The 23484-nt window shown below is 73.0% G+C and carries 17 protein-coding genes; 4 read left to right on the top strand and 13 right to left on the bottom strand.

Features of this window, described 5'->3' with window-relative positions:
• Positions 1–17 precede the first annotated feature (17 nt).
• The 8 genes from fxsT to H305_RS0120940 all read right to left on the bottom strand — a co-directional run bounded on the left by fxsT (position 18) and on the right by H305_RS0120940 (position 13981).
• Positions 18–3029: an FxSxx-COOH system tetratricopeptide repeat protein gene (gene fxsT / locus H305_RS0120975; RefSeq protein WP_028802109.1), complete on the bottom strand. Its 3012-nt coding sequence runs from the start codon at positions 3027–3029 to the stop codon at positions 18–20.
• Between the two features lie 138 nt (positions 3030–3167).
• Positions 3168–4853: an aKG-HExxH-type peptide beta-hydroxylase gene (locus H305_RS0120970; RefSeq protein ID WP_420708106.1), complete on the bottom strand. Its 1686-nt coding sequence runs from the start codon at positions 4851–4853 to the stop codon at positions 3168–3170.
• Complete coding sequence (locus H305_RS46645) at positions 4850–6013, bottom strand: FxsB family cyclophane-forming radical SAM/SPASM peptide maturase (RefSeq protein ID WP_037764746.1); 1164 nt, start codon at positions 6011–6013, stop codon at positions 4850–4852. The genes H305_RS0120970 and H305_RS46645 overlap by 4 nt, the downstream gene beginning before the upstream one ends.
• 452 nt (positions 6014–6465) lie before the next feature.
• Positions 6466–6687 carry an FxSxx-COOH cyclophane-containing RiPP peptide gene (gene fxsA, locus H305_RS46640; RefSeq protein ID WP_037764743.1) on the bottom strand — a complete coding sequence of 74 codons (222 nt, stop codon included), beginning with the start codon at positions 6685–6687 and terminating at the stop codon, positions 6466–6468.
• A 50-nt stretch (positions 6688–6737) separates the two neighbouring features.
• On the bottom strand, positions 6738–10190 hold the full coding sequence (locus H305_RS0120955; RefSeq protein ID WP_028802107.1) for an SAV_2336 N-terminal domain-related protein: 3453 nt from the start codon (positions 10188–10190) through the stop codon (positions 6738–6740).
• Positions 10191–10196: 6 nt separating this feature from the next.
• Entirely contained in the window at positions 10197–11225 is a 1029-nt protein-coding gene (locus H305_RS0120950) for an AAA family ATPase (RefSeq protein ID WP_028802106.1), read from the bottom strand.
• A gap of 138 nt (positions 11226–11363) precedes the next feature.
• Positions 11364–13487 (bottom strand): trypsin-like peptidase domain-containing protein, encoded by a 2124-nt coding sequence (locus H305_RS0120945; protein ID WP_028802105.1) that lies wholly within the window; start codon positions 13485–13487, stop codon positions 11364–11366.
• Complete coding sequence (locus tag H305_RS0120940; RefSeq protein ID WP_028802104.1) at positions 13484–13981, bottom strand: CU044_2847 family protein; 498 nt, start codon at positions 13979–13981, stop codon at positions 13484–13486. The genes H305_RS0120945 and H305_RS0120940 overlap by 4 nt, the downstream gene beginning before the upstream one ends.
• 152 nt (positions 13982–14133) lie before the next feature.
• Between H305_RS0120940 and H305_RS0120935 the strand changes: the two genes are divergently transcribed.
• Positions 14134–14316 carry a DUF6104 family protein gene (locus H305_RS0120935; RefSeq protein ID WP_005312030.1) on the top strand — a complete coding sequence of 61 codons (183 nt, stop codon included), beginning with the start codon at positions 14134–14136 and terminating at the stop codon, positions 14314–14316.
• An 830-nt stretch (positions 14317–15146) separates the two neighbouring features.
• Here H305_RS0120935 and H305_RS0120930 read toward each other — a convergent pair.
• A complete protein-coding gene (locus H305_RS0120930) occupies positions 15147–15974 on the bottom strand; it encodes a hypothetical protein (protein WP_028802103.1) in 828 nt (275 codons plus the stop codon).
• 166 nt (positions 15975–16140) lie between these two features.
• On the opposite strand from H305_RS0120930, the gene H305_RS0120925 reads away from it, so the two are divergent.
• Complete coding sequence (locus H305_RS0120925; RefSeq protein ID WP_028802102.1) at positions 16141–17193, top strand: DUF4097 family beta strand repeat-containing protein; 1053 nt, start codon at positions 16141–16143, stop codon at positions 17191–17193.
• A gap of 1 nt (position 17194) precedes the next feature.
• Positions 17195–18259 carry a PadR family transcriptional regulator gene (locus H305_RS0120920; protein ID WP_028802101.1) on the top strand — a complete coding sequence of 355 codons (1065 nt, stop codon included), beginning with the start codon at positions 17195–17197 and terminating at the stop codon, positions 18257–18259.
• Positions 18260–18362: 103 nt separating this feature from the next.
• Here H305_RS0120920 and H305_RS0120915 read toward each other — a convergent pair whose 3' ends face one another.
• From H305_RS0120915 to H305_RS0120900, 4 genes are all read right to left on the bottom strand, one after another.
• Positions 18363–18944, bottom strand: coding sequence for a Clp protease N-terminal domain-containing protein (locus tag H305_RS0120915; RefSeq protein ID WP_028802100.1), 582 nt, complete (start codon positions 18942–18944; stop codon positions 18363–18365).
• Positions 18944–19153 (bottom strand): helix-turn-helix domain-containing protein, encoded by a 210-nt coding sequence (locus H305_RS0120910; RefSeq protein WP_010984411.1) that lies wholly within the window; start codon positions 19151–19153, stop codon positions 18944–18946. The genes H305_RS0120915 and H305_RS0120910 overlap by 1 nt, the downstream gene beginning before the upstream one ends.
• A 111-nt stretch (positions 19154–19264) precedes the next feature.
• Complete coding sequence (locus tag H305_RS0120905; RefSeq protein ID WP_028802099.1) at positions 19265–20230, bottom strand: zinc-binding dehydrogenase; 966 nt, start codon at positions 20228–20230, stop codon at positions 19265–19267.
• 521 nt (positions 20231–20751) lie between these two features.
• Complete coding sequence (locus H305_RS0120900) at positions 20752–21975, bottom strand: NAD(P)-dependent malic enzyme (protein WP_028802098.1); 1224 nt, start codon at positions 21973–21975, stop codon at positions 20752–20754.
• A gap of 539 nt (positions 21976–22514) precedes the next feature.
• On the opposite strand from H305_RS0120900, the gene H305_RS0120895 reads away from it, so the two are divergent.
• Entirely contained in the window at positions 22515–23471 is a 957-nt protein-coding gene (locus H305_RS0120895) for an ABC transporter substrate-binding protein (RefSeq protein ID WP_028802097.1), read from the top strand.
• The last annotated feature ends 13 nt before the right edge of the window (positions 23472–23484 follow it).

Genomic DNA, 23484 nt, shown 5'->3' with positions numbered 1-23484 from the left:
CACGCGTGCGGTGACGCTCAGGTCGACTGGGGTTCGAAGTCCCAGTAGGGCCGGGTGCGGGAGCGCGCCGAGATGGTGTGGACGTGCTGGTCGCCGAGGGTGGCGGCCAGGTCGGCGAGGGCTTCCTGCTCGATCTTCTCGGCCTGCTGACGCTCCCTGAGTGCCCGCAGGTCGGCGGCGAGGGCGATGCGCGCGGACAGCGTCAGGGGGTGGGTGCGGCCGAGGGTCTCGCCGGCCTGGGTGACCGCGGCCTGGCTGAGCGCGGCGGCCCCCTCGGGGTCGCCCACGAGGTTGCGCAGGGCGGCGGCGTTGATGGCGCACCCCAGCGTCCAGGGGTGGGCCTCCCCCACCGCGGCGGCCATGTCGGCCAGCGATTGTTCGATGAGGACGTGGGCGTGGTCCCGCTCGCCGACACTGCGCAGCACCAGGGCGTGGTTGGCGCGCACCCCGGCGATGTAGGGGTGGCCCTCGGCGAGCATCACCTCGTAGCGGGCGACGACGGACTCGCCGAGCTCCCGGGCCTGGTCGATGTCGCCGTGCTCGCGGGCGAAGCAGCTGGTGGTGGTCGCGAAACGCAGTGTCTGCGGGTCGGTCTCGCCCAGGACGCGCTCGCAGCGCTCCAGGACGCGGCTGAGCATGGGTCCGGCGGTGGCGCGGTCGCCGCTGCGGTAGTGGCACAGGGCGAGGTTGTGCTCGGCGTCCAGGGTCTGCGGTCGGTCGGCGCCCATGACGATGCGGTTCTCCCGCATGTTCTTGGTCTGGATCGACGCGGCCTCGGCGTAGCGGCCGAGCAGGCGCAGGTCGGTGGCGTACGAGTTCTCCGAGTTGAGCGTCCAGGGGTGGCGGGCGCGCAGCAGCAGTCTGCGTGCCTCCAGCGTCCGCCGGTCGGTGTCGAGGGCCTCCTGGTACCGGCCGAGCAGGCGCAGCGAGACCGCGAGGTTGTTCTGGGCGCCGAGGGTGCGGGAGTCCTGTTCGCCGAGGAGGTCCCGGTAGGTCACCAGGAGCCGCTGGGAGAGCGTCAGGGCCTCGTCGTACCGGGCGAGGCCGCGCAGGTCGGCGGCGAGGCCGCTGACGGCGCGGGAGTGGTCGAGGTCCTGCTCGCCGCGCTGTTCCCGCAGATGGTCGACGGCGGCACGCTCGATGGCCTCGGTGCGCTGGTAGTCGCCGACCGCGCGGAGCAGGTTCGCGTAGTGGTGGGTCAGCTCCCAGATCCTCGGGTGGTTCTCGCCGAGCAGTCCGCGCCAGGCCTTCAGGGCACGTTCGCCGAGCTTGATGCCCGCGCGGTACTCGCCCGAGATGTACATGTAGCGCAGGCAGTTGAAGACCAGCGACTGCACCGCCGGGTCCTTGCTCTGCAGGACGTCCGCGTACTTCAGGTGCGGGACGATCTCCGCGTAGCCGGGCCACAGCCGGGTGTCGGTGGGCCGACGGGGGTCGGCGGCGGCCAGGGCCCGCCGCACCACCTCGATGAACTCGGCGCGGTCCTCGTCGGGCATGTCCTTGTGGACGATCTGGTGGACCATGCGGTGCAGGTAGAGGGACTCGCCGGAGGAGGAGGTCTCGTCGCCGGCGGACTCGTGGGACTCCAGGCGGACGACGGAGTACTGGCGGAGCTGGTTGATCGCCTTGTTCCACAGGAGCGGGTCGTTGAGGAGGCCGGCGATCTGTTCGGGGAGCTCGTCGTGCGGCATCTCCTTCAGCAGGCGCACGGGGATGAATCCGGGGGCGAAGAAGGTGCACAGGCGCAGCAGGTCCACTGACTCCGGGACGGTGTCGCGGAGCTTGTTCAGCAGTATCGACCAGGCGGTCTGGAAGGCGACCGGGAAGTCGGTCGAGATCTTGACGACGTCCTGGTCGATGCCGCCTTCGAGGAGGCCGATGTACTCCTCGACGGAGAGGGCCGAGTCGTTCAGCCAGCCGGCGGTCTGGTCGAGCAGGAGGGGCAGGTCCTCCAGCGCCTCGGCGAGCTGGTCGGCCTCGGCCTCGGAGAGCCGCGGGGCGCGTCGGCGGATGAAGGCGACCGACTCGTCGCGGTCGTAGACCGGGACCTCCAGCAGTCGGCTGTTGTGCTCGCTCCACTCGGGGTTGCGCGAGGTGATCAGGACGTGTCCGGGACCGTTGGGCACCAGATCCCAGATCTGGTCCGGTTCGTCCGCGCCGTCCAGGATGAGCAGCCAGCGCGCGTACGGGTCGCCGCGGCGCAGCGAGTCCCTCACGGCGCGCAGCCGCTCGCCGTACTCGGCGCCGGTGTTCAGCCCCAACTGCGGTGCCAGTTCGGCCAGTCGGCGCCGGTAGGTGACGCGTTTCTCGGCGTTGACCCACCACACGACGTCGTACTCGGAGCCGAATCGGTAGACGTACTCGGCCGCCAGCTGTGTCTTGCCCACACCTGACATGCCGTGCAGGGTGACCACGCCCGCGCCCGGCTCGGCGCCCTGGAGCAGGTGGTAGGCGTCGTTCAGGAGCGGCTCACGGCCGGTGAAGCGGGTGTTGCGGCGCGGTACTCCGCCCCACACCTCGGGCATGGCCGCGGGAAAACGGGGGCCCTGGCGGGCGCCGTCGGCGGGGACCGGGAGCGGGTCGGCGGGCAGGTCGAGACGGTCCAGGACGCGCCGCTCGGCCTCGTCGGCACCCATGTTGTTCAGCTCGACCGCGCCGAGGACGGCGGCGGCGGCCGGCAGGGTGCTGTTGGTGACGGAGACGGCTGCGAACCGGGCCGGGTCGGGGGCGACGACCTCGCGCAGGGCGGTGTTCCACTCCTCGTGGGTGCGCGGGCCGAGCTGGAAGTACCACTCGCTGACGATGACGAGGATGCGGCCCTGGGCCAGCGTCAGGTCGCGGAGCAGGTCAACGAGCGCGACCTCGGCCGGGGAGTCCCAGCGCTGGTACACGACGCGATGGCCGCGCCGCTCCAGGCGGTCCCCGATCCAGGCCGCCCAGGCCCGGTTGAACCCGGCGAAGCTGATCGTGACGGTCTGCTTCGCGGCCCCCCTCTCGGTTGGCCCGACCGGCGTACGAGCTCCAGACATGCAGCGGCCTCCCCGCGTGATTTTAGAACCTGAGCCCGGCAACAACCAGTGGCCTGCCACCAGTAGCTGCTGCCGTGGTTCGTTTCCTCAAACGCGACGATCTTCGCGCAAGGATCTTGAAACGGCTGGCATCCGGGATTATTCGGCGGGTGCATGGCGCTGCGTCCACAGGGCGCGCGCCGCCCGGACGTACGCCGCCGCCCGTGCGGCCTGGCCCCGCGGTGCCGGGCGCTCGGCCAGTCGTTCGTACACCCGGACCATCTGGTTCACGAACCTGCGTCCCGGCTCGGTGAGATCGCCCGACCCGACGAGCGTCGGCAGGGCGGCTCCGACCTGCTCCTGGTAGCGCGCGTGCTGGGCCCAGGCGGCGTCCCGGTCGGCCGGCCGGTCGGTGGCGAGGGCGCGGCGCTGGAAGAAGTCGGCCAGCGCGAGGTGGGAGTAGGTGCCCTGCAACAGGCCGTCGTACGGCCGCGGGTCGGGTCGCCACGGCGCGAAGTAACGTGCGTGCTCTCCTGCGTGATGAAGCGTCATCATGTCCGTGAGTGCGGCGAGTTTGGTGTGCTGGATCTCGTGGACGAATGTGGCGGCCAGCGCGGTGGGTCCGGCCGGGGTGCTGCTGAGCACGGCGCCGAAGGTCTCGCGCCGGGTGACGCTGCAACTGCCGCCGGGGCGTCCGCCGGGCAGCGAGCCGGGCGGCGCGGACAGCGGGACCAGGCAGCGCAGCAGGGACACGGCCTCCGCGAGCCGCTGCGCGCCGCCGAGTCCGAGTTCGGGCGCGGTACCCGACCAGGCGTGCAGCCAGTGCTTGCGTTCCTCGTCGTCGAGCGTCACCGGGCCGCTGAGCGTGTGGGGGCGGGGCCCGCCGCGTGCGGTGCGGTAGGGGTCGAGGTCGTCCAGGGGCACGGGCGCCGAGCCCGGGAGCAGACCGGGCAGCGCGTGCGCCGGGGTCCAGGCGGCGGCGTCGGACCACGCTCCGACGCCGGTCTGGAGGTGCACGATCACGTCCGCCGCACCGGCCCTGCGGAACGTCAGGCGCCCGCGGCGATGCACCACGTCCACCGGTGTGTCCCCCGATGTGTGCGTACGCAGCGCGCCGAGCGAGGGCAGGGTGAGCACGCCGTCGAGTGCGGTCAGCCGTACCGCGAAGGCGATGCCGGCCCGCGTGGCCGCGGCCGCGGACAGTGCACCGAAGTGGGCGAGTCCGCAGGCCAGTTCACGCGTGTCGTGTTCCGTGCGCTGCCCCGGCAGGGTACCCAGTCCGCTCAGGCAGTGCCGGGCCCACGGGCCCACGAACGGATGCAGCAGGAGGGCTCGGACGGAGGACAACGGCGGGGCGGCGAGGGCGGAGACCGCCTCGGCGGCGCCACGCACCGCGGGGTCCGCGTGCGGTGCGGGGCCCGAGGGCAGCCCAGGGTCTCCGCACGTCCCGAGGTCGCCGTACGTCCCACGATCGCCGCGCGTCCCGCGATCGCCGTGCGTCCCGCGATCGCCGTGCGTCCCGCGATCGCCGTGCGTCCCGCGATCGCCGTGTAGCCCGGCGCAGCCGCCCGCCGCCCGTGCGGAGGGCACCGGGCCCCGGTGCGCCCGGCCCGGCCGTTCCACCCGGTCGGCCTCCTCCAGGAGCGCCCAGTCGTCCCGCAGCCGGGCCCGTGCCGCGGCGGAGCAGACCGCCGGGCCGGCCGCCTCCGCCGCGTCGAGCACCGCCCTCAGCAGCAGCAGCCGTCGGGTGTGCTGGTCGCGGACGAGGAGCCCCAGGGTCTCGGGGCCGCCTTCGGTGCGGCCGAGTTCGGTCAGGGCCCGCTCCGGGACCGCCGGCAGGATCACGGGATGCCTCCTTCGCGAGAGGCGGGGACGGGCGCCGCCCCGGCGAGCCTCACCGCCACATGGCGGATGAAGCGCTGCAGGTCGGCGCAGTAGACGGAGGGGTTGGCGAAGCCGTGGCCGGCCCGGTATCGATGCGCGTAGTGTCCGCCGCCGCAGACGGAGAGCAGCGGGCAGGCGCGGCAGCTCGTGGCGAGCCCGGCGGAGCCGGCCTGCCGGGCCACGACACCGGGGTGGCGCAGGGCGTCGTCGAAGCTGTGCCGGAAGACGTCGAGGCCGGTCTCGGCCGCTCCTTCGTAGCAGGACTTCAGTGAGTCGACCTGCTCGATCGACCCGTCGGTCTCCACCACCACGGCGTCGAAGGGGGCCAGGCCCAGCGACTCGGTGGCGGCCGGCAGCCCGAGCAGCAGCGCGACGCACTCCTCGAAGAGACGTACCCGTGTCTCCCGGCGTCCGGCTCCCCACCAGCGGTCGAAGACGGCGCACAGCCAGTTCCCGTAGGGGGTTCCGGTGCCGTCCCGGCCCGGTGGCGGGGCGGACCAGTTGCCGTGCGGCAGCAGCAGGTCCAGAGCCGGTGGCCGCAGCTCGAGCAGGGACTCGTAGACCTCGACCGGGTCGGTCGTGGGGTCCACGACGGTGAGGATGCCGGCGTACGCCTCGGGGTGGCGGTCGGCGATCAGGCGGGCGCCGCGCGCGGCGGCGGGCCAGGACGGGCGCCCGGCGCGGTCGGTGCGCAGCGCGTTGTGGGCGGGCAGGCCGCCGTCCAGGCTGATCCCGACGCGGATGCCGTGCCGGGCGAGGACGGCGAGCCGCCGCTCGTCGAGCAGGGTGGCGTTCGTCTGGACGGTGGCGTGGACGGCACAGGCGCCGGGGACACGGGCCCGCACGAGTCCGGTGAAGCGTGCGAGTGTGTCCGCGCCCGCGAGCAGCGGCTCGCCGCCGTGCAGCACCAGGGAGACGGCCGTGGCCCGGTGGGCGCGGGCGTGTTCGCCGATGCGGGCCGCGGTCCGCTCCAGCACGGCGGCCGGGGCGGCGGCGGGGCGGGTGCGCCAGCCGCGGTCGGGGCCTTCGTAGAGGTAGCAGTAGCGGCAGGCGAGGTTGCAGCGGCCGTGCATCTTCACGATGAACTGCCGGAAGGGAAAGGGTGGTTCAGGAGTACTCACGCGGCCGCGCGGGACCGGGGAGCGCGCCGGCGACCCGGCGGACGCCTCCTGCGCCGTGGCGGCTGCGGGGGCCGGAGTACCCGTCAATTTCGGAGTACCGGTCGGGGTCGGAGTACCGGTGAGGACCGGAGCCCCCGTGCGGGGCGGAGACGTGGCGGGGGCCGGAGGATCGGTGGGTGTCGCCGGGATCACGGAGGTCACCTCGTCAGACACTCCGGCACCCCCATGCTGTCCGGCCCGCGGCTTCGACCGTACGGTCCTTGCCACGGGCCCCTGCCCGTACGGAGCGCCATCCCCCGGCGGTCCGTACGGGGCGCCATTCCCTGACAGGGGCCCGACACAAACGCGGCACGTTGGAACTTGTCCGGTTCAACCACGGAACCGACCGGAACTGACGCTTAATGAGCGAAGATTGACCGCTTTTCGCTCGGCTCACCGGCCTCGTTCGCCCGTCAGAACGCGTTGTTGAACCCCCACAGCATCTCGCTCGGCTGCCCGGCCCGGTCCCTCAGCTCCGTCAGCACCTCGGCCAGCACCGGGTGCTGGATCGTCCTGAGATCGGCGAGGTCCAGCTCCAGCAGGTCCGGCAGTTCCTCCGGAGCCGGCCGGTCCGCCAGGCCGGGCAGCCGCTCCGCGGCGACGTCGGAATCCAGTGCTTCGTCCCGTGCACCCATGTCCTCCCCCTCATCCTCACTCGCCCCGGCGGCCGCCGGTACGCGCTCCCTCACTCCAGCTCGGCCAGTCGCTGAGCCGTCTGCCGGGCCGTCGGCTCGCCCATGCGCACGGCGCCGTCCGGCAGCCGGGACCACTCGCTCCTGGCGGCCCGGTAGGCCTCACGCGCGGCACGCGGACGCGCCGCCGCCTCGTAGGACATACCCCGCCAGTGGTGCGCCTGCGCACCCAGCTCCACGGCCTCCTCGCGCCTCCGGTCCGTCTCCGCGTCCTCCTCGGCCTCACGCGCCGACTCCGCCGCCGCGCGGAAGGCGTCGATGGCCTCGTCGAGCCGCGCCGGCCGGCCGAGGCTCTGGTACGCCTCGAACTGCGCCTGCCCGAGCTCCAGCCAGCAGCGCGCGGCCGTCAGCGGTTCGCCGGCCTCCAGGGCCGCGAGCCCGAAGAGGTGCTCGGCCTCCCTCAGGTCCACCCGGTCGCCGCGGACCCGGTAGCGCAACATCAGGGCACGGCCCAGGAGCAGCAGGCGGTGCGCCAGTTCCGCGCTGCCCGCCGGGGTCTCGGTCCGGCAGTCCCGCAGCACCCGGATGGCCCGGGAGAGCGTCTCCCGGGTGCCGTCGCCGTCGTCCAGCACGGCGCGGCGCAGCAGCGCCTCGCCCCATTCGGCGAGCACGTCCGCGTGCGCGGGGGCGTCCCGGGGCACGCCGCGCGCAGCGTGCTCGAACCGCTCCGCGGCGCCCTGGAGTTCACGAGGGTCGCCCGACTCGCCGTAGCGCGCGACCTTGATGCGCCCGGCGCGGACGGCCAGTTGTGCGCGCGGCCCCTGTTCACGGGTCAGGCCCAGTGCCTCGTCGACATGGGCCTGCGCCTCGTCCAGCGCGCCGCCCGACTTCAGGAGCGCGTCGACCAGGTCGAGGAGCACACGGACGCGTTCGCGCGGGGTCTCTGCCCCGGCCGCCCGGTCGCCCTCGGGCTCCGACTCCAGCGCGGCCCGCAGGGAGCGCGCACCCTGTTCCGCGTACAGCCTGGCCTGTTCGTGGTCGGGCGTGGCCCGCGACAGGTGCAGCAGCACACGGCCGTGCGCCAGCGGGAGTTCGGGCGGCCGGTGGCGCCGGTCGGGCCAGGCGTCCGCGAACGCCTCCAGCATCCCGACGGCGCCCTGGAGCAACGCGCTGTCGCCGCCGAGGCGCCACTGGGCCTCCAGCGCCCGCACCCGCTCCAGGGTGAGCCGCAGCGCCTCCGCGGCGTCCAGACCGGGTGCCGCGCAGGCCACCGCGTACTCGCGGTCGGCGCGGCGCAGCAGGTCGAGCGCGCCGCGCCGGTCGCCGCGCCGTCTGCGGTCGGTGGCGGCGGCGTGCAGCACCCGCGCCAGTACCGCCCGCTCGCGCAGGGCCCGCGGGTGCGCGACGGCCCGCTCGGCGGCGGTCTCCGCCTCGCGCAGCAGCTCGGCGCCGCCCTGCACCTCCCACAGCCGCAGCAGGCAGTTGGCGTACTCGGCCCACAGCTCCGGGTCGGCGCCGGCGGGCCGTTCGTGCTCGGTGGCACCGCGCAGGAACTGCACCGCGTCGATGAGGTCCTGCACCATCCCGTCCGTGTCGAACTGCTCGACGAGGGTGCGGGCCCGGATCACGGCCGTGTGCGTGGGCCGCTCGTCGGTCAGGTCCGCGCGCCCCCGGCCGCCGTACAGCGCGAACTGCTCGGGCAGCGGCATGAACCGCTCCAGGACCCGGGCGGCGACCTCCGCGAAGGGCTGCGGGACCAGCGTGGCGCCGCCGTTGTCGCCGTTGTCCCCGTGGCCGCCCGGATATCCGGTGCCCGGCGCGTAGGGCCGCCCGGAGCCGGCGTCGCCGAGCTGCGCCAGCGCGAGGGCCGGGAAGTTCGGGCCGCCCTTGCCGAAGCGGTACTCGATGTACTCCGAGCAGTGTTTGAGCACCAGCATGGCCTCGTCGCGGCCCAGCGGCGACAGCAGCGCCTCCTGCACGCCGGGCGCGAACTCGTACCACTGGGTGCCGTCCGCGCCGTGCTCCTCGGCCTTGGCGCGCGACACCAGGCCGCTGAGCAGAACCTCCGCCAGCTCGGACGGTCCGGAGTCGGGCAGCATGGTCCGCTGCACCAGCTGCATCACCGGCAGGCTGAGCGGCGCCGCGGCCAGATAGCCGGCGAGGCGTCCGGCCGCCTTCGAGGCGTTCGAGCGGAACCGGCTGACCAGTTCGAGGGCGGACAGCCGGCGTCCGGGGCGGGCGGCCCGGGCTGGCGGATGGTCGTGGCGCACCCAGCCGACGGCTCCGGCCACGGGTCCCGCGCCGGCCCCGGACAGCAGGCGGGCCCAGGCACCGAGTGCGGCGGGCTCGGGCGGCAGGACGGGCACGGGCAGCGCCCCGGCGCGGGCCTCGGGCGGGCTGCCGGCCGGCAGCCGGACCCTGAGCGTCGCGGCGCCCGCGAGGGCCTCGCCGCGCGTCAGGTCCCCGTACGAGACGGGCAGCCGGGTGCGGTTCCACATGCGCTGCGGCAGGGGCTGGAGCACGGCGGCGGGGCCCAGCCGGGACAGGTGGTGCAGCAGCCGGTGGGCGTGCCCGCTGTGCCACAGGGGGCCCGCGCAGTCACTGACCAGGAGGGTGATCCGGCGGCCGGTGGGGTCGCTGAGCCGGTCGGCTGAGTGCAGGGGGGCCGCGCCGGGCTCGGCGCTCCGGCTGACGGCGGGCTCGCCGTCCGGCCCCTGATGCAGATGACTGACCTCTATGTCCCAGAAGGCGCCCAACTGGCCGAATACCTGCTCCAGTTCGGCGAACATCCGGTCCCACACACGCATCGACGAGGAGGCGTCCATCACCAGCTGGAGCGCCGCGTCGGCCCGGGTCACGCCGCGGAACACCGGCAGGACGAGGCCGCCGGCCCGCGCGCTCAGCTCCGCCGTCGCCGTCTCGTCGAGGACCGTGCGCAGGGGTGGTGCCGCGGTGCGGTACCCCTGCAAGGGGCGTAATGCGCGCTGGAGTTCGAGCGGGGAGGGGAACGCGGCGGCCGCCGGGACCCCGATCGGGAGCACCGTCACCCGGCCCTGTCCGTACCCCCGGGGCGCACCGTCCCGCGGCACCGGGTAGAGGGCGACGCGGCGGTCCGCGCTCTCGTCCTGCGGCGGTGGCGCGGGCCGGTCGTCCGTCACGGGCGGGGCGGCATCGCGCGGGTCCGCGCGCTCAGGCACCGGATCGCGCCCCGCGCCCGGCGTCGTGCCGGTGGGCGCGCCTTGGCCCGTCGGTGGTTCGGCGGTGTCGGTGGGACGCGCCCAGCGGGCGAGCCACAGCGTGTCGCAGAGCTGTCCGGCATCCGGGTCGAGGCCGATCTGCCGCATCCGGGCGACCAGTTCGGCGATCGGATCACCGCCGGAGCCCGACGCGGATCCGGCGGAGCCGGACGGACCGGCGGAGTCGGCGGGCCCGGACGGACCGGCGGGTCCGGGAGGTACGGCAGGCTCGGCGGGTTCGGGCCCGTGGCGCGCCGCGGCATCAGGCATCAGGCATCACCTCGGACGGTCGAGTCGCTGGATGAGGAGATCCGCGAGCCGGTCACGACTGGGCGGTGCCGCCGCGTCGGTGAGGTAGATGGCGTTCAACAACTGGTCGGCTGCGACGAGTTCGCTGCGCGAGCGCTCCAGGAAGTGGGTGATGAGGTCGTCCCCGGCCCGCGCCGCCTCGTCGCCCAGGTGCGCGCGTACGAAGGTGGCGAGCCGCTTGTGGTCGGGCCGGCCCAGTTCGAGGTGAATGCAGCGGCGCATCAGCGGGGCGGGGAAATCGCGCTCGCCATTGCTGGTGAGCACCACGAAGGGGAAGGCGCGGCAGCGCACCCGGCCGTCGCGCACCTTCGCCTTGGTGCCGTCCGCGGTGAGCACCTCGGCCTCCCCGCCGGGCAGCCGGTCGGCGACGCGCTCCAGCTCGGGGATGGCGAACTCGCCCTCCTCCAGCACGTTCAGAAGGTCGTTGGGCAGGTCGATGTCGCTCTTGTCGAGCTCGTCGATGAGCAGCACCCGCGGGGTGTCGGAGGGCAGCAGAGCGGTGCCGAGCGGACCGAGGCGGATGTAGCTGCCGATGCCCTCGACGGAGCCGGGCGCCCCGGGAGCGGCCGGATCGCTGCCCAGCGGTGCGGCGATCTGGACGTCCTGGAGCCGGGCGATCGCGTCGTAGTGGTACAGCCCGTCCTGGAGGCTGGACCGGCTGACGATCGGCCAGCGCAGCACGTTGCCCAGGCCCAGTTCGTACGCCACCGAGTGCGCGAGCGTGCTCTTGCCCGCCCCGGGGCTGCCGGTGACCAGCAGCGGGCGGCGCAGATAGAGCGCCGCGTTGATCATTTCGAGTTCCTCGGCCCCGGGCCGGTGCAGTTCGGCCAGGTGGCGGTGCGCACCGAGCCTGCGGTCCTCGGAGCCGTCGCCGTCGCTCCCGGCCGTGTCCCGGCTCGCGAAGTCCCGCCATGGAGGCGGTGCGGGGAGACGGGCCAGGCCGTCATGGGGTTCGCCGGCGCCTCGGTAGATGAGCCACTCACTGGATTCGGTCATTGCCCAGTCCTCGTCGTCACTCGACCCCCCACGACAGCCGTCGATCGTGCTTCACCGTATCGACCCCCGTAAGTGCCCGGAAGGGGCTCCCGAGGGTGACTCGGTGCGGCCCTGCCCCGGCTCCTTCGGCGGTCGCGGTCACGGCGCCTCCAACAGGTCACCGGTCCCCGGCAGAGGCCGGCGCGGATCGTCGTAGAACAGGGCGATCCCGTCGGCCCAGAAGGTCTCCGGCTTGCCCGCCCGCAGTCCGGCGCGCAGCGCGTGCACCAGCTCCGGGAGCCGGTCCGCGCTGCCCGCGCCGGCCACGACGTCCCCGGCCCTTCGGTGGAACTCCCCGCACACTGCGTCGGGTTGGCCCCGCCAGCGCCGCCACAGCGCGACTCCGTACCCGCCGTGCACGATCCGGACGAGCGCCCCGGGGTCGCCGTCGAAGCGGTGGTCGCCGTAGCGGCACAGCACCGGGATCGTCCTGTGCGGCAGCCCGCGCAGCCACTCCCCGGGCGGCACGGGTACCCGCAACCCGTCCTCGCAGTCGAGGACTTCGGCCCGTGCGCCGTAGGCATGGATCCACCGCCATCTGGCCTCCCGCTCCTCCTGCTCGTCGTCCGCGGCGAATTCCTTCCCGCCGACCGCGAAGAGGGCGTCTCCATCGGGCAGTTGTTCGCGGTCGGCGCAGCGCACGACGACGGGCCGGTGGGCGCCGAGCGGAGGCTCGTCCGGCCCGAGCTCCCAGGCGTCGACGTCGAGACCGAGCAGCAGATGGGGCAGCGCGACCTGGAGGTCCGCGGGCCGCCCCGGTTCGTCGCACTGGCGGAACGCCTCCGCGAGCGGCTGGGCGAGGACACCGGGCAGGTCGTCCAGCGTGGCCCGTTCACCGTCGCGCAGGCGCGCCACCTCACCGGTCGGGTGGCCCACCGAGACGTGCCAGTCGCAGCGGCCTGGTTCCCAGCCGAGCTGCTCCAGTTCGAGCAGGACGAACATGCGGGGCGCACGATCGGCCGCATGCGCCGCGGTGCGCGCCGCCCGTGCATCGGCCGCGGACGGGTCGTGCCGCGGCACCTGGAGCCGCTCGATCCACTGCTGGCCCAGACGCCGCCGGTACGCCGGACCCGGGCGGCCCTCCGCGATCTGCCGCACCCACTCCCACAGCGCCCGCTCGGCGGCCTGGGTTCCCGGCGTGATGAAGGGACGCTCGGCGGACATGGCCCGCATCGCGTAGTCGAGGACGAGTTCCAGGGCGCCGTCCTGGCGCGAGCTCTCGTACAGCGCCCCCAAGGCGTCGCGCCAGCCGCGCGGCGCCGGATGCGGGATCGCGGCCCTGCCGCCGAGGAGCGATTCGAGCAGACCGAGCAGGGAGCGGGTGCTGACCGGGGGCGGCAGGTCGGCCAGCCTGCCGAGCAGCTGGGTCCGCTCCTCCGGGCTGAGCGCCCGTCCGGGCCGCGCACCGAGCTCGTTCTGCACGTCGGCCCAGGTGCTGCGGGCGGTGTCGGGGTGCCGCTGCCGGTCGCGGTGGTAGCGGTCGTGGGCGTGGAAGACGGACTGATAGACGTCGTCGTGCTCGGCCAGCACCTCGCCCGCCGGTACGGGCAGGGACCGTAACTGCTCCACTCCCGTGCAGGTGCCGCCGAGGCCGCGGTCCGCCTGGGACTTCAGGACGCCGACGACCTCCCCGCGCGCGAGATCGACGACCGGCCCCCCGGAGACGCCGGGCGGCAGCACGTCCCCGCCCAGCCGGATCTGCTCGTCGTCCGACCAGCCGCCGAGCGTCCCCTGGACCTTGCACGTCCCGCTGAGCCGGCGCAGCTCACCGCCGACCACGGACCAGCCGGAGTAGAGGACGACCGCCTCCTCGTAGTACGCGGCGGGTCGTTCGGTGACATAGGCGCAGTCGTGGTCCACGGGCTCGCGCAGCCGGACGAGCGCGAGGTCCGGGGCCGGCCACGTGCCCCGGACGGGACGCTCGGCGTGCTCCGGGAGGGCCGCGGCGACCTCGCCCGCCACGGCGGACGTACCGCGGCCCGGCCCCGTCTCGTAGACCACCGTCACCTCGCCCCCCTCGCCGCTCCGAGCCACGTGCGCACAGGTCAGAACCCAGTTCGGAGCGAGGAAGAAGCCGCTCCCGAGGAACGTGCCGGGTTCGTCCAGGGCATACCCGGAGCCCGCGCGATGGATGCGCACCGTGGCCGCCATGACGAGATCACGCAGCGCACGGTGAGCGGTCCCGGGGCCGCCCGGTGCGCCCGGGGCGTGCCCGTCCGTCATGCCCCGCCCCCGGCGGAGGAGTCACCGGGGCCGCCGTGCGCCGGGGCGCCGGTGGACGCGCCCGCGTGCGGGCCGGCCGTGCCGTCCGCCCGTGCGTTCGCGTCGGCAGCCGTGGCGTCCGGGTCGCCCCCGCTGCCGTCGAGGTCCGGCGGGCCGCCGTTCCACGTGAGCGTCACCGTGATCCCGGCCTTGGCCTCCCCGTCGGCGAGCAGGCCCACGACCTTGCCGGCCTTCGCCGTCAGTTCGATCCCGAACTCCACGCTGACCTCGTCCGGCCGCACGGCGCGCAGCGGCGCGGCCAGCGAACGCGCGACTCCCGTGATCACCGACTGGAGGCTCTCGACCTGCGCCTCGATCCGTTCACCGAACCCGGTGTCCGTGAACGACAGCTCGCCCGAGGGGAGCTCCAGTTCCTCCGCCCCCGAGATCCGTGCCCACACCGGTGTCCCGTCCGGCAACTCGATCCGTGCGATCCGGGTCACTGCGTCACCCATGGCATCCCCCGTTCCCCCACGCCCCCGTGGTACCGCCGACCTTGCAGGCTAGCCGCAGAGGAGGGCCCACGACAGAGGACCTCCGCGCGCCGCCCGCCCCGCCTATCCTTTTCCCAGCGTTGCACTTCACTTTCACCGACGGAGCACCATCCATGTACTTCACCGACCGTGGCATCGAGGAACTTGAGAAGCGGCGCGGCGAGGAAGAGGTCACCTTCGAGTGGCTCGCCGAGCAGCTGCGCACGTTCGTCGACCTCAACCCGGACTTCGAGGTGCCCGTGGAGCGGCTGGCGACCTGGCTGGCACGACTGGACGACGAGGACGACGAGGAGTAGCCGGAAGGTTCCCCAGGCGCTACCCGCGCCGGGGGCGGCAGTGCCGGACACGGCGCCTGCGGGCCGCCTGTGCCGCCTGGGGGAACGGGCCCGCCGCCCGAAGAGACGGCGGACCCCGCCTTTCACCGCTGAGACCACCAGACGAGGCCGGTCACCACGGCCGCGCCGAGCGCGGACGTCAGGCCCTGGACGAGGCCATGACCGGCGGTGCGGCCCAAGGACCGCAGACCGCTTCGTCGCTTCGTCGCTTCGCCCGGAGGCCTCGTCCGGCGTGGGACGAGGGCGAGACCATACCGGGGCGATCGGCCCGGCCATCCGTCGCCGCGCGGGGCCCTCCAGCAGGTGTCCGGTAGCGGGCAGCGGCCGCTACGGGTCGTCGTAGAGCAGGGCGATGCCGTGAGCCCAGAAAGTCACCGGCCGGCCTTCCCACCGGTGGAAATCCCCGCACACGGCGTCTGGCCGGCTCCGTCACGGCACGTCCCACGGCCGCCCGGCACGATGTGTGCGACGAGGTGCTCCCCTCTGGTCGTCGTGAAAGCCGGTCCCCCTGGCGGCAGAGCACCGGCACCGTCCCGCGGATCCGCGGGCGCAGGCCGGAACCCGGTTCGGAGCGACGAAGAAGCCACTTCCGAGGAACGTGCCGGGTTCGACCGGGTCTGCCCGGAGCGCACACGCTGGAGGCGCACCGTGGCCGCCATGACGAGATCACGCAGCGCACCGCGACGGGCCCGAAGCCCTCTGTGCGCCCCGGAGAACCCGCCGCCGCAGCGCCGGCATCGCGTGCCTGCGGCTCCGGCCGCAGCGCCTGCGCCAGGACCTGCGGTCCCGCGTCAGTCGAAGGCGCGCAGCCGGTCGTAGGCCAGGCCGAGACCGCCATGGATCGTCAGGAGCGCTCCCGCGGCGATCCACCCGGCGCTTCGCCGCCGCACGCCCCAGGCGGTGAGCGGGAGGCCGGCGCCGACTTCGGCGCAGGCCAGGACGCGTGCCCTCGTGCCGCGGAGCCAGGGTCCGAGGACCCCCTCCTCCGCCGTGCCGGGTTCCGCGCGCACGGCCGCGCTCCGACGGTCCCGCTCCGTCCGCTCGGCACCGGGCAGGACGCGGGCCACCTCACGGAGCCGGTCCGCGGGCACCCCGGGGCCGAGGCCGGCGGGGAGCACCATTCCCGTGCGTGTGAGGACGGCGAGGAGCGCCCGCACGCGCGCGTGCCCGTCGGCACCGGCGTCGGGTTTCGTCAGGCGCTCCAGGTCCTGCACGTCGAGCACCGGATCCAGACCGAGCCGGGCGGCGAAGGCGTGCATCGCCTCGTCCTCGCCGACCGGGGTGCCGTCCGCCAGCCATCCGTAGCCGACGGGGCGGCGGAACCCCGAGGCCAGGGCGCAGCCGCTGCGGTCGGCGTCCCACCACAGGGCCAGTACGGGCCAGGGGGTGCTGACGGCCAGGGCCGCGGCCCACCCGGTGAGAACCCGGTCGACGGGTTCGGCTCCGTGCCGCCAAGGACCGCCCTCCGGCACCAGCACGCTCCACTCGGGTCCGGCGCCGGCGAGCAGCATCCGCTCGTGCAGCAGCCGGGCGGCGGGACCGACGGACGCGGGGTGCGCACGGCACAGGAGCAGGGCACCGGGTTCTTGGGCCGAGGGCTCTCCGGACGGAGTCGACATGGTCACACTTTAGGACGATCTGCCCACTTCAAACTGCCACTGATCCCCAGAACGGGTGTCTTGACTTTCGCGATCCGCGATATATCGTGAATGACAGAAGACGCGATATGGCGCGTCGCGTTCGGGCTCACGTGGGGGGTCCGGCCCGGTCGAGGAGGTCTGCACCATGTCCGAGTGGTCCGTGGCAGAGCCGCAGAAGCTCTCCTTCGACGACCCGGTGACGGCACTGCACGTGCGCATCGTCAACGGAACGGTGAACGTCGTGGGCACCGACGAGGGTTCCGCCCGCCTGGAGGTCTCCGACCTGGAGGGCCCGCCGATCCGGGTGACCCAGCAGGACGGCACCCTCACCGTGGCGTACGAGGACCTTCCCTGGAAGGGCTTCCTCAAGTGGCTCGACCGCCAGGGGTGGCGTCGTGACGTGGTGGTCTCGCTCGCCGTCCCCAGCGACACCCGGGTCGAGGTCGGGGTGGTGGGCGCGGCCGCCGTGGTCTCCGGGATGGACGGGCGCGTCGAGGTGAAGGGCGTCACCGGCGACACGACCCTCGTCCGCGTCGCCGGGCCCGTGCGCGTGGACACGGTGTCCGGGAATCTGGAGGCGCAGGCCGTCACGGGCGACCTCCGCTTCAATTCCGTCTCCGGCGATCTGACCGTGGTCGAGGGCTCCGGTGCCTCCGTGCGCGCCGACTCGGTGAGCGGCTCGATGATCGTGGATCTCGACCCCACGGGCACCCCGACGAACGTCCAGCTGACGAACGTCTCGGGCGAGATCGCCATCCGCCTCCCGCATCCGGCGGACGCGGAGGTGGAGGCGAACACCGCGAGCGGCACCGTCTCCAACGCCTTCGAGGACCTCAGGGTCAGCGGACAGTGGGGCGCCAAGAAGATCACCGGCAGGCTCGGCGCGGGCAATGGCAGGCTGAAGGCGATCACCGCCTCCGGCTCCATCGCACTGCTGCGCAGGCCACCGGCGGAGGACGATCCGTACGACGACGGCCCGTACGACGACGGCCCGGAGCCGCTCGACGACATCCCGGCCGAGGCCCCCGCGGACACCGTGGCCCGGACCCCGGCCGACGACATCACGGCCGACGACACGGCGACCGAGGACACCGCAGCCGATGACGCCGTTCCGACGGCCGGCACCACCCCGTCCGACGCATCGACCGACGCCTCGACTGCCGACAAGGACGCATCGACCGACAAGAAGGTGCTCTGACATGCCTCCCGTCTTCGCCCACGGCCGTCTGCGCCTCTACCTCCTCAAGCTGCTGGACGAGGCCCCGCGCCACGGGTACGAGGTGATCCGGCTCCTGGAGGAGCGTTTCCAGGGTCTGTACGCGCCGTCGGCCGGGACCGTGTACCCGCGGCTGGCCAAGCTGGAGGCGGAGGGGCTGGTCACCCACACCACCGAGGGCGGCCGCAAGGTGTACGCCATCACGGACGCCGGCCGCGCCGAGCTGGCCGACCGCAGCGGCGAACTGGCCGATCTGGAACTGGAGATCCGCGAGTCCGTGGCGGAGCTCGCGGCGGAGATCCGCGCCGACGTGCGGGGCGCCGCGGGCGACCTGCGCCGCGAGATGCGGGCGGCGGCCACGGAGGCCAGGCGGGGCCCGAAGGGCGGCGGGGCGAAGGAGCGCGATGGCTCCGCGGGCGACTTCGGCGGCATCGGCGACTTCCAGGACAAGGAGTCGTGGCGGGCCGCGAAGGAGGAGATGCGGCGCGTCCGCCAGGAGTGGAAGGAACAGGCCCGCCGCGCCAAGGACGAGAGCCGCCGCGCCCGCGACGAGGCCCAGCGCGCCCGGCGCCAGGCCAAGGAGGCCCAGGAGAGGGCCCGCGCCCAGGCGCAGGAGGAGATGCAGCGCATGGCCAAGCGGGTCCAGGAGCAGGTTCAGGACCATTTCGCCCGGGGCGACTGGCCCACGGGCGTTCGCGAGGGCCTGAGTGAACTGGCCAAGGAGTTCGGCGAGTTCGGCAAGAACTTCGGCAAGGACTTCGGCTTCGGCCGCACCCCGTCCGGGGCGCCCACGGATCCGGAGTACACGGACACCCCGAAGGACTTCCCCGCCGACTACGAACCTTCGTGGGCCCACGAGGAGTCCACCGGCAACCCCGCCCGCGACCTCGACCGCCTGCTGGACCGCTTCCGCGACGACATCCGCGACACCTCCCGCGACCACGGGGTCACGGAGGAGCAACTGCGGGAGGCCCGCCGCCACCTGTCGACGGCGGCGGCCCACATCGGTGCGGCACTGCGCGGGCCGCTCGCCTCCGGCGAGCGCTGACCTCGGGACCATCGCCCTTCCCTCCGCCCAGGCCCCGGCATTGCGGACCGCGACCCCGGGGCGGGCAGGGCCGTCGACCCCGGGCCTCACCCGGCGTCGGGCCTTACCCCGCCTGGACCGCGCCCCCGTCGCCGTACAGCACCCGCGTCACCGCCTCGTAGGTCACCCCGTGGTCGGCGAGCACCTCCGTGGCGAGACCGCCTCGCGCGGTGAGTGCCATGAGCAGGTGCTCGTCACCGATGTGCCGGTCCCGGCGGACATGGGCCATCCTCAAGGACTGCGCCAGCACCCCCTTGGCCTCCGGCGCGAAGGGCCGCCGCCGCGTCCGCCGCCCGTCCACGGACTTCACGCCCGCTCCGGATCCCGGCCCCAACGCGCCTTCCCCGTGCGCCTCCTCGACCCGCGAGACGATCTTCGACAGATCGATACCGAGCCCGGAGAGGGCCTCGGCGTCGGCACGGGACAGGCCACCGCGACGGCGCGCCTCGGCGAGGTCGCGCTCGACCGAGTCCCGGCGGTCGGCGAGACCGAGCGCGGCCAGGGCGAAGGAGCCCCGGCTGCCCTCCCTGTCGAGGAGCGCGAGCAGCATGTGCTCCTCCCCCACAGTGTCGGCGCCCGTCCGCTCGGAGTGCAGCACCGCCCCCTCGACGACGGCACGCGCATCCTTCGTGAACCGCTCGAACATCACTGCCTCCCGTACTTCTTGTGCACGGCCTGCCTGCTCACTCCGAGTTCCGCGGCGATCTCCTGCCAGGACCAGCCCTGATTGCGCGCACTGCGCACCTGTACCGCCTCCAGCTGCTCCAGCAGCCTCCGCAGCGCGGAGACGGCCCGCAGCCCGATCCGCGGATCGCGATCACCCGCGCGCTCGGCGAGATCCGTTGCTTCGGTCATGATGTCAACTTACGTTGACGCGCCACTCGCGTCAACCATGGTTGACATATGCCGACGGCCGGCCCGGGAACCCGGACCGGCCGTGAAGGAGGCTTGCGAGAAGAGGAAACGTCAGCCGTTCGTCAGCACGATCTTCCCGAACTGGCCGCCCGACTCAAGGCGTTCGAACCCCTCGCGGGCACGGTCGAGCGGAAGCACCTCGTCGATGACGGGACGCACACCGGTCGCGGCACAGAAGGACAGCAGGTCCTCCAGCTCGTCCTTGGTGCCCATCGTGGAACCGACGACCTTGAGTTCGAGGAAGAAGATGCGCGTCAGCTCGGCGTGGGACGGCCGGTCGCCGCTGGTGGCGCCCGAGATGACCAGACTGCCGCCGGGGCGAAGCGACTTCACCGAGTGCGACCAGGTGGCCGCGCCGACCGTCTCGATGACCGCGTCCACACGCTGCGGCAGCCGCGCGCCGGATTCGAAGGCCTCGACGGCTCCCAGCTCGAGGGCCCGCTTCCGCTTGGCCTCGTCCCGGCTGGTGGCGAACATCCGCAGCCCCGCGGCCTTCCCGAGCACGATCGCGGCGGTGGCCACGCCGCCGCCCGCGCCCTGCACGAGCACGGAGTCGCCGGGCCGCACCCCGGCGTTGGTGAACAGCATGCGGTACGCCGTCAGCCAGGCGGTCGGCAGACAGGCGGCCTCCTCGAAGGACAGCTCCTTGGGCTTCGGGAGGACGTTCCACGTCGGCACGGAGACCTGCTCGGCGAAGGTGCCCTGGTAGCGCTCGGTGAGGATGGAACGGGGCTCGTCGGGGCCGACTCCGTGTCCGCTCTGGCCGATGACGGAGTGCAGCACGACCTCGTTGCCGTCCTCGTCGACTCCGGCGGCGTCGCAGCCGAGGATCATCGGCAGCTTGTCCTCGGCCAGGCCGACCCCGCGCAGGGACCACAGGTCGTGGTGGTTCAGCGAGGCGGCCCGCACGTTCACGGTGGTCCAGCCCGGCCTCTTCTCCGGGGCCGGGCGCTCCCCCAACTCCAGGCCGCTCAGCGGCTGGTCACGGTCGATTCGGGCGGCATAGGCAGCGAACATGACCTTGACGATAGGCTCCGCCCCCGCCGCACGGAACCACGTCCCGGTGTGACACAGGTCCCGCCAGGCCCGGCCCCGCGCTCCCCGGCGCCTCTCGTTCCTCCGCCCCTGCCCTTCAGCGTCCCTGGGGACTCCGCCCCCAGACCCCCGATCGGCCTGGACGGCCTCGTCCTCGATCGCCGGACAGGCTGAAATCAGCCCCTTGGGCGTTTGAGGAGCGGGATCCGGGGCGGAGCGCCGGGTACGGGAGGGGCAGGGGCGGAGGGGGCGAAACACGGCGAAACACCACCCACCCGGACCAGCCCCGGGGCGAGGAGCCCAGCCGGACGGACCATCCGACGGGAAAGGACCCGGTCCGACCGACCCCGGGGAAGGGCACCGGACCGACCCCGGGGAAAGGCACCGGACCAACCGACCCCGGGGAAGGGCACCAGACCGACCGACCGGGAAAGGAAAAGGCCCCGCCGGGACAACCCGGCGGGGCCACAGCGCGCGCACCGCGTCAGCGGCACCGCGTCCCGTCAGCGTCGAGCCACACCCTCGGCCCGCGCGGCCGCGGCGACCGCCGCGGTGACCGCCGGAGCGACCCGCTCGTCGAACGGCGAGGGGATCACGTAGTCGGCGGAGAGGTCGTCCCCGACGACCGCGGCCAGCGCCTCGGCCGCCGCGATCTTCATTCCCTCGGTGATCCGGGACGCCCGCACCTGGAGCGCTCCGGCGAAGATGCCGGGGAAGGCCAGCACGTTGTTGATCTGGTTCGGGAAGTCCGACCGCCCGGTCGCGACGACGGCCGCGTACTTGTGGGCGATGTCGGGGTGGACCTCGGGGTTCGGGTTGGCCATGGCGAAGACGAACGCGCCCTCGGCCATCGAGGCCACCGCCGGCTCCGGCACCGTACCGCCGGAGACGCCGATGAAGACGTCGGCGCCCGCCAGGGCGGACTCCAGCGAACCGGTGATCCCCGCCTTGTTGGTGATCTCCGCCAGCTCACGCTTGACGTCCGTCAGGTCGTCCCGGTCGCGCGACACGACGCCCTTGCGGTCCGCGACGGCGACGTCGCCGAGCCCCGCCTCCAGCAGGAACTTGGCGATCGCGACCCCGGCCGCACCGGCGCCGGAGATCACCGCACGCAGGTCGCCGAGCGAGCGCCCGGTCAGCTTCGCGGCGTTCCGCAGGGCCGCGAGGGTGACCACCGCGGTCCCGTGCTGGTCGTCGTGGAAGACGGGAATGTCCAGCCGCTCCTGGAGCTTTCGCTCGATCTCGAAGCACCGCGGCGCCGAGATGTCCTCCAGGTTGACGCCGCCGAAGGAGGGAGCGAGCCGGGCCACGGTCTCGACGATCTCGTCGACGCCCGTGCAGTCGAGCGCGATCGGGACGGCGTCCACGCCGCCGAACTGCTTGAAAAGAATCGCCTTGCCCTCCATGACCGGGAGGGAGGCCTCGGGACCGATGTCCCCGAGACCCAGGACAGCCGTCCCGTCCGTCACGACGGCGACGACGGACGACTTCCAGGTGTAGTCATGGACGAGTTCGGGCTGCTCGGCGATCGCGCTGCACACTTTCGCGACGCCGGGCGTGTACGCCAGGGACAGGTCGTCCTTGTCACGGATGGGCACGGTGGCCTGCACGGCCATCTTGCCGCCGCGATGCAGCGCGAACGCGGGATCGAAGGAATCGAGGGGCTCGGCCCCTCCGTCCTGATCCGTATTGCTGTCGCTGCGAGGATTGACGATCTCCGCTGCCACTTTGGTTTACCCCTTAAATCTTCATGGGTTGAGGGTGACCACTCCTGGTTGAGGGGTGGGCGGGCACCGCGCAGACCCTGCCGCCGTGATTGCGTACGGGCCGTGCGCGACGGGCGCGCCGCACACGCGCCCTGAGCCCCGGATGAGGGGTGTAAAGAACCTTCTTACCCGACCGACACTGCCGCCGACGAGACCATAACGTGAAGGTCACACGACGGTGACATGACTCATGGCCAGATGCATTGACAAGTCCGGACATGCACTCATGTTGTCGCGAGCGCGGAGTAACGGCCGCTCGCATCGCGAGATGCACCGAAGATCTTCCGGCCGGAATGAAAGATTCCCGCACAAGATCCGGCATGGACGTACCGGTCGGTAGCGGTTCGGGGGTCACCCGTTATCCGATTTTGACATAGCGAGTTCCCTGAATCGCGCAGTCCGAATGGCAAGATGCGGTCATCACACGAGGTCGCGACACCCGATGGTGTGTGTTCTCGTCGACCTATCGGCTACTCCCTCATCCGCCGGAGGAACCCACCATGACCGCAAGCTCCACCCGTCGTACGACCGCGAAGTCCCGGATAGCAGCGGTCGGTGCGATCGCGGTCGCTGGCGCCCTGATCCTCACCGGCTGCGGTGACCAGACCGACAAGGGCGGCAGCTCCTCGGAGACCGCCAAGTCGAACAGCGCTCCGCTGTTCTCCAAGCTGCCGAAGAAGATCCAGGACGCGGGCGTCATCAAGGTCGGCACGAACGCCGAGTACGCCCCCATGGAGTCGACCGAGGGCGGCAAGATCGTCGGCGTCGACCCCGACCTGGCGGACGCCCTGAGCAAGCAGCTCGGCGTGAAGTTCGAGTTCACCTCCGGCTCCTTCGACGGCCTGATCACGGCCGTCAACTCCGGCCGCTACGACATCGCGATGTCGTCCATCACGGACAACAAGCAGCGCCAGGAGGGCCTGGACGACAAGGGCAAGAAGCTCGGCGAGGGCGTCGACTTCGTCGACTACTTCGTCGCGGGTACGGCCATCTACGTGAAGAAGGGCAACCCGGAGAACATCCAGGGGCTCGAGGACCTGTGCGGCCGGACCGCCGCCGTCCAGCGGGGCACCACGTACGAGAAGGCCCTCCAGGACCAGTCCAAGAAGTGCAAGGACGCGGGCAAGAAGGCCATCGACATCGAGTCGTTCGAGAACGACACCGAGGCCCAGACCCGTGTGAAGTCCGGCGGTGCCGTGGCCGGCATCAACGACTACCCGGTCGCGGTCGACCTGGCCCGCAAGGCTGACGGCGGCAACGCCTTCGAGGTGATCAACAAGCAGTACGACGCCGGCCCGTTCGGCATCGTCCTCAGCAAGAAGAACACCGAGCTGCGCGACGTCCTGAAGGAAGCCGTCGACGCGATCATCAAGGACGGCTCGTACAAGAAGGTCCTCGAGAAGTGGGGCGCGCAGTCGGGCGCGATCGACCAGTCCGCGATCAACGGCGGCAAGTGAGCCGAGCGCACCA

Origin of the sequence: Streptomyces sp. 142MFCol3.1 (genome assembly GCF_000424945.1) — a bacterium.
Taxonomy (GTDB): Bacteria; Actinomycetota; Actinomycetes; order Streptomycetales; family Streptomycetaceae; genus Streptomyces; species Streptomyces siamensis.
The sequence above is the reverse complement of the archived record's forward strand: the minus strand, read 5'-3'. Positions and strand labels throughout refer to the sequence as shown.

Bases quoted from the DNA above. Each gene is read 5' to 3' on its own strand.
- H305_RS0120905 (WP_028802099.1), bottom strand. From the start codon at position 20,230: ATGTTCGCTGCCTATGCCGCCCGAATCGACCGTGACCAGCCGCTGAGC.
- H305_RS0120940 (WP_028802104.1), bottom strand. From the start codon at position 13,981: ATGGGTGACGCAGTGACCCGGATCGCACGGATCGAGTTGCCGGACGGG.
- H305_RS0120925 (WP_028802102.1), top strand. From the start codon at position 16,141: ATGTCCGAGTGGTCCGTGGCAGAGCCGCAGAAGCTCTCCTTCGACGAC.
- H305_RS0120915 (WP_028802100.1), bottom strand. From the start codon at position 18,944: ATGTTCGAGCGGTTCACGAAGGATGCGCGTGCCGTCGTCGAGGGGGCG.
- H305_RS0120895 (WP_028802097.1), top strand. From the start codon at position 22,515: ATGACCGCAAGCTCCACCCGTCGTACGACCGCGAAGTCCCGGATAGCA.
- H305_RS0120935 (WP_005312030.1), top strand. From the start codon at position 14,134: ATGTACTTCACCGACCGTGGCATCGAGGAACTTGAGAAGCGGCGCGGC.
- H305_RS0120920 (WP_028802101.1), top strand. From the start codon at position 17,195: ATGCCTCCCGTCTTCGCCCACGGCCGTCTGCGCCTCTACCTCCTCAAG.
- fxsT (WP_028802109.1), bottom strand. From the start codon at position 3,029: ATGTCTGGAGCTCGTACGCCGGTCGGGCCAACCGAGAGGGGGGCCGCG.
- H305_RS0120950 (WP_028802106.1), bottom strand. From the start codon at position 11,225: ATGACCGAATCCAGTGAGTGGCTCATCTACCGAGGCGCCGGCGAACCC.
- H305_RS0120930 (WP_028802103.1), bottom strand. From the start codon at position 15,974: ATGTCGACTCCGTCCGGAGAGCCCTCGGCCCAAGAACCCGGTGCCCTG.
- fxsA (WP_037764743.1), bottom strand. From the start codon at position 6,687: ATGGGTGCACGGGACGAAGCACTGGATTCCGACGTCGCCGCGGAGCGG.
- H305_RS0120910 (WP_010984411.1), bottom strand. From the start codon at position 19,153: ATGACCGAAGCAACGGATCTCGCCGAGCGCGCGGGTGATCGCGATCCG.
- H305_RS0120955 (WP_028802107.1), bottom strand. From the start codon at position 10,190: ATGCCTGATGCCGCGGCGCGCCACGGGCCCGAACCCGCCGAGCCTGCC.
- H305_RS0120945 (WP_028802105.1), bottom strand. From the start codon at position 13,487: ATGACGGACGGGCACGCCCCGGGCGCACCGGGCGGCCCCGGGACCGCT.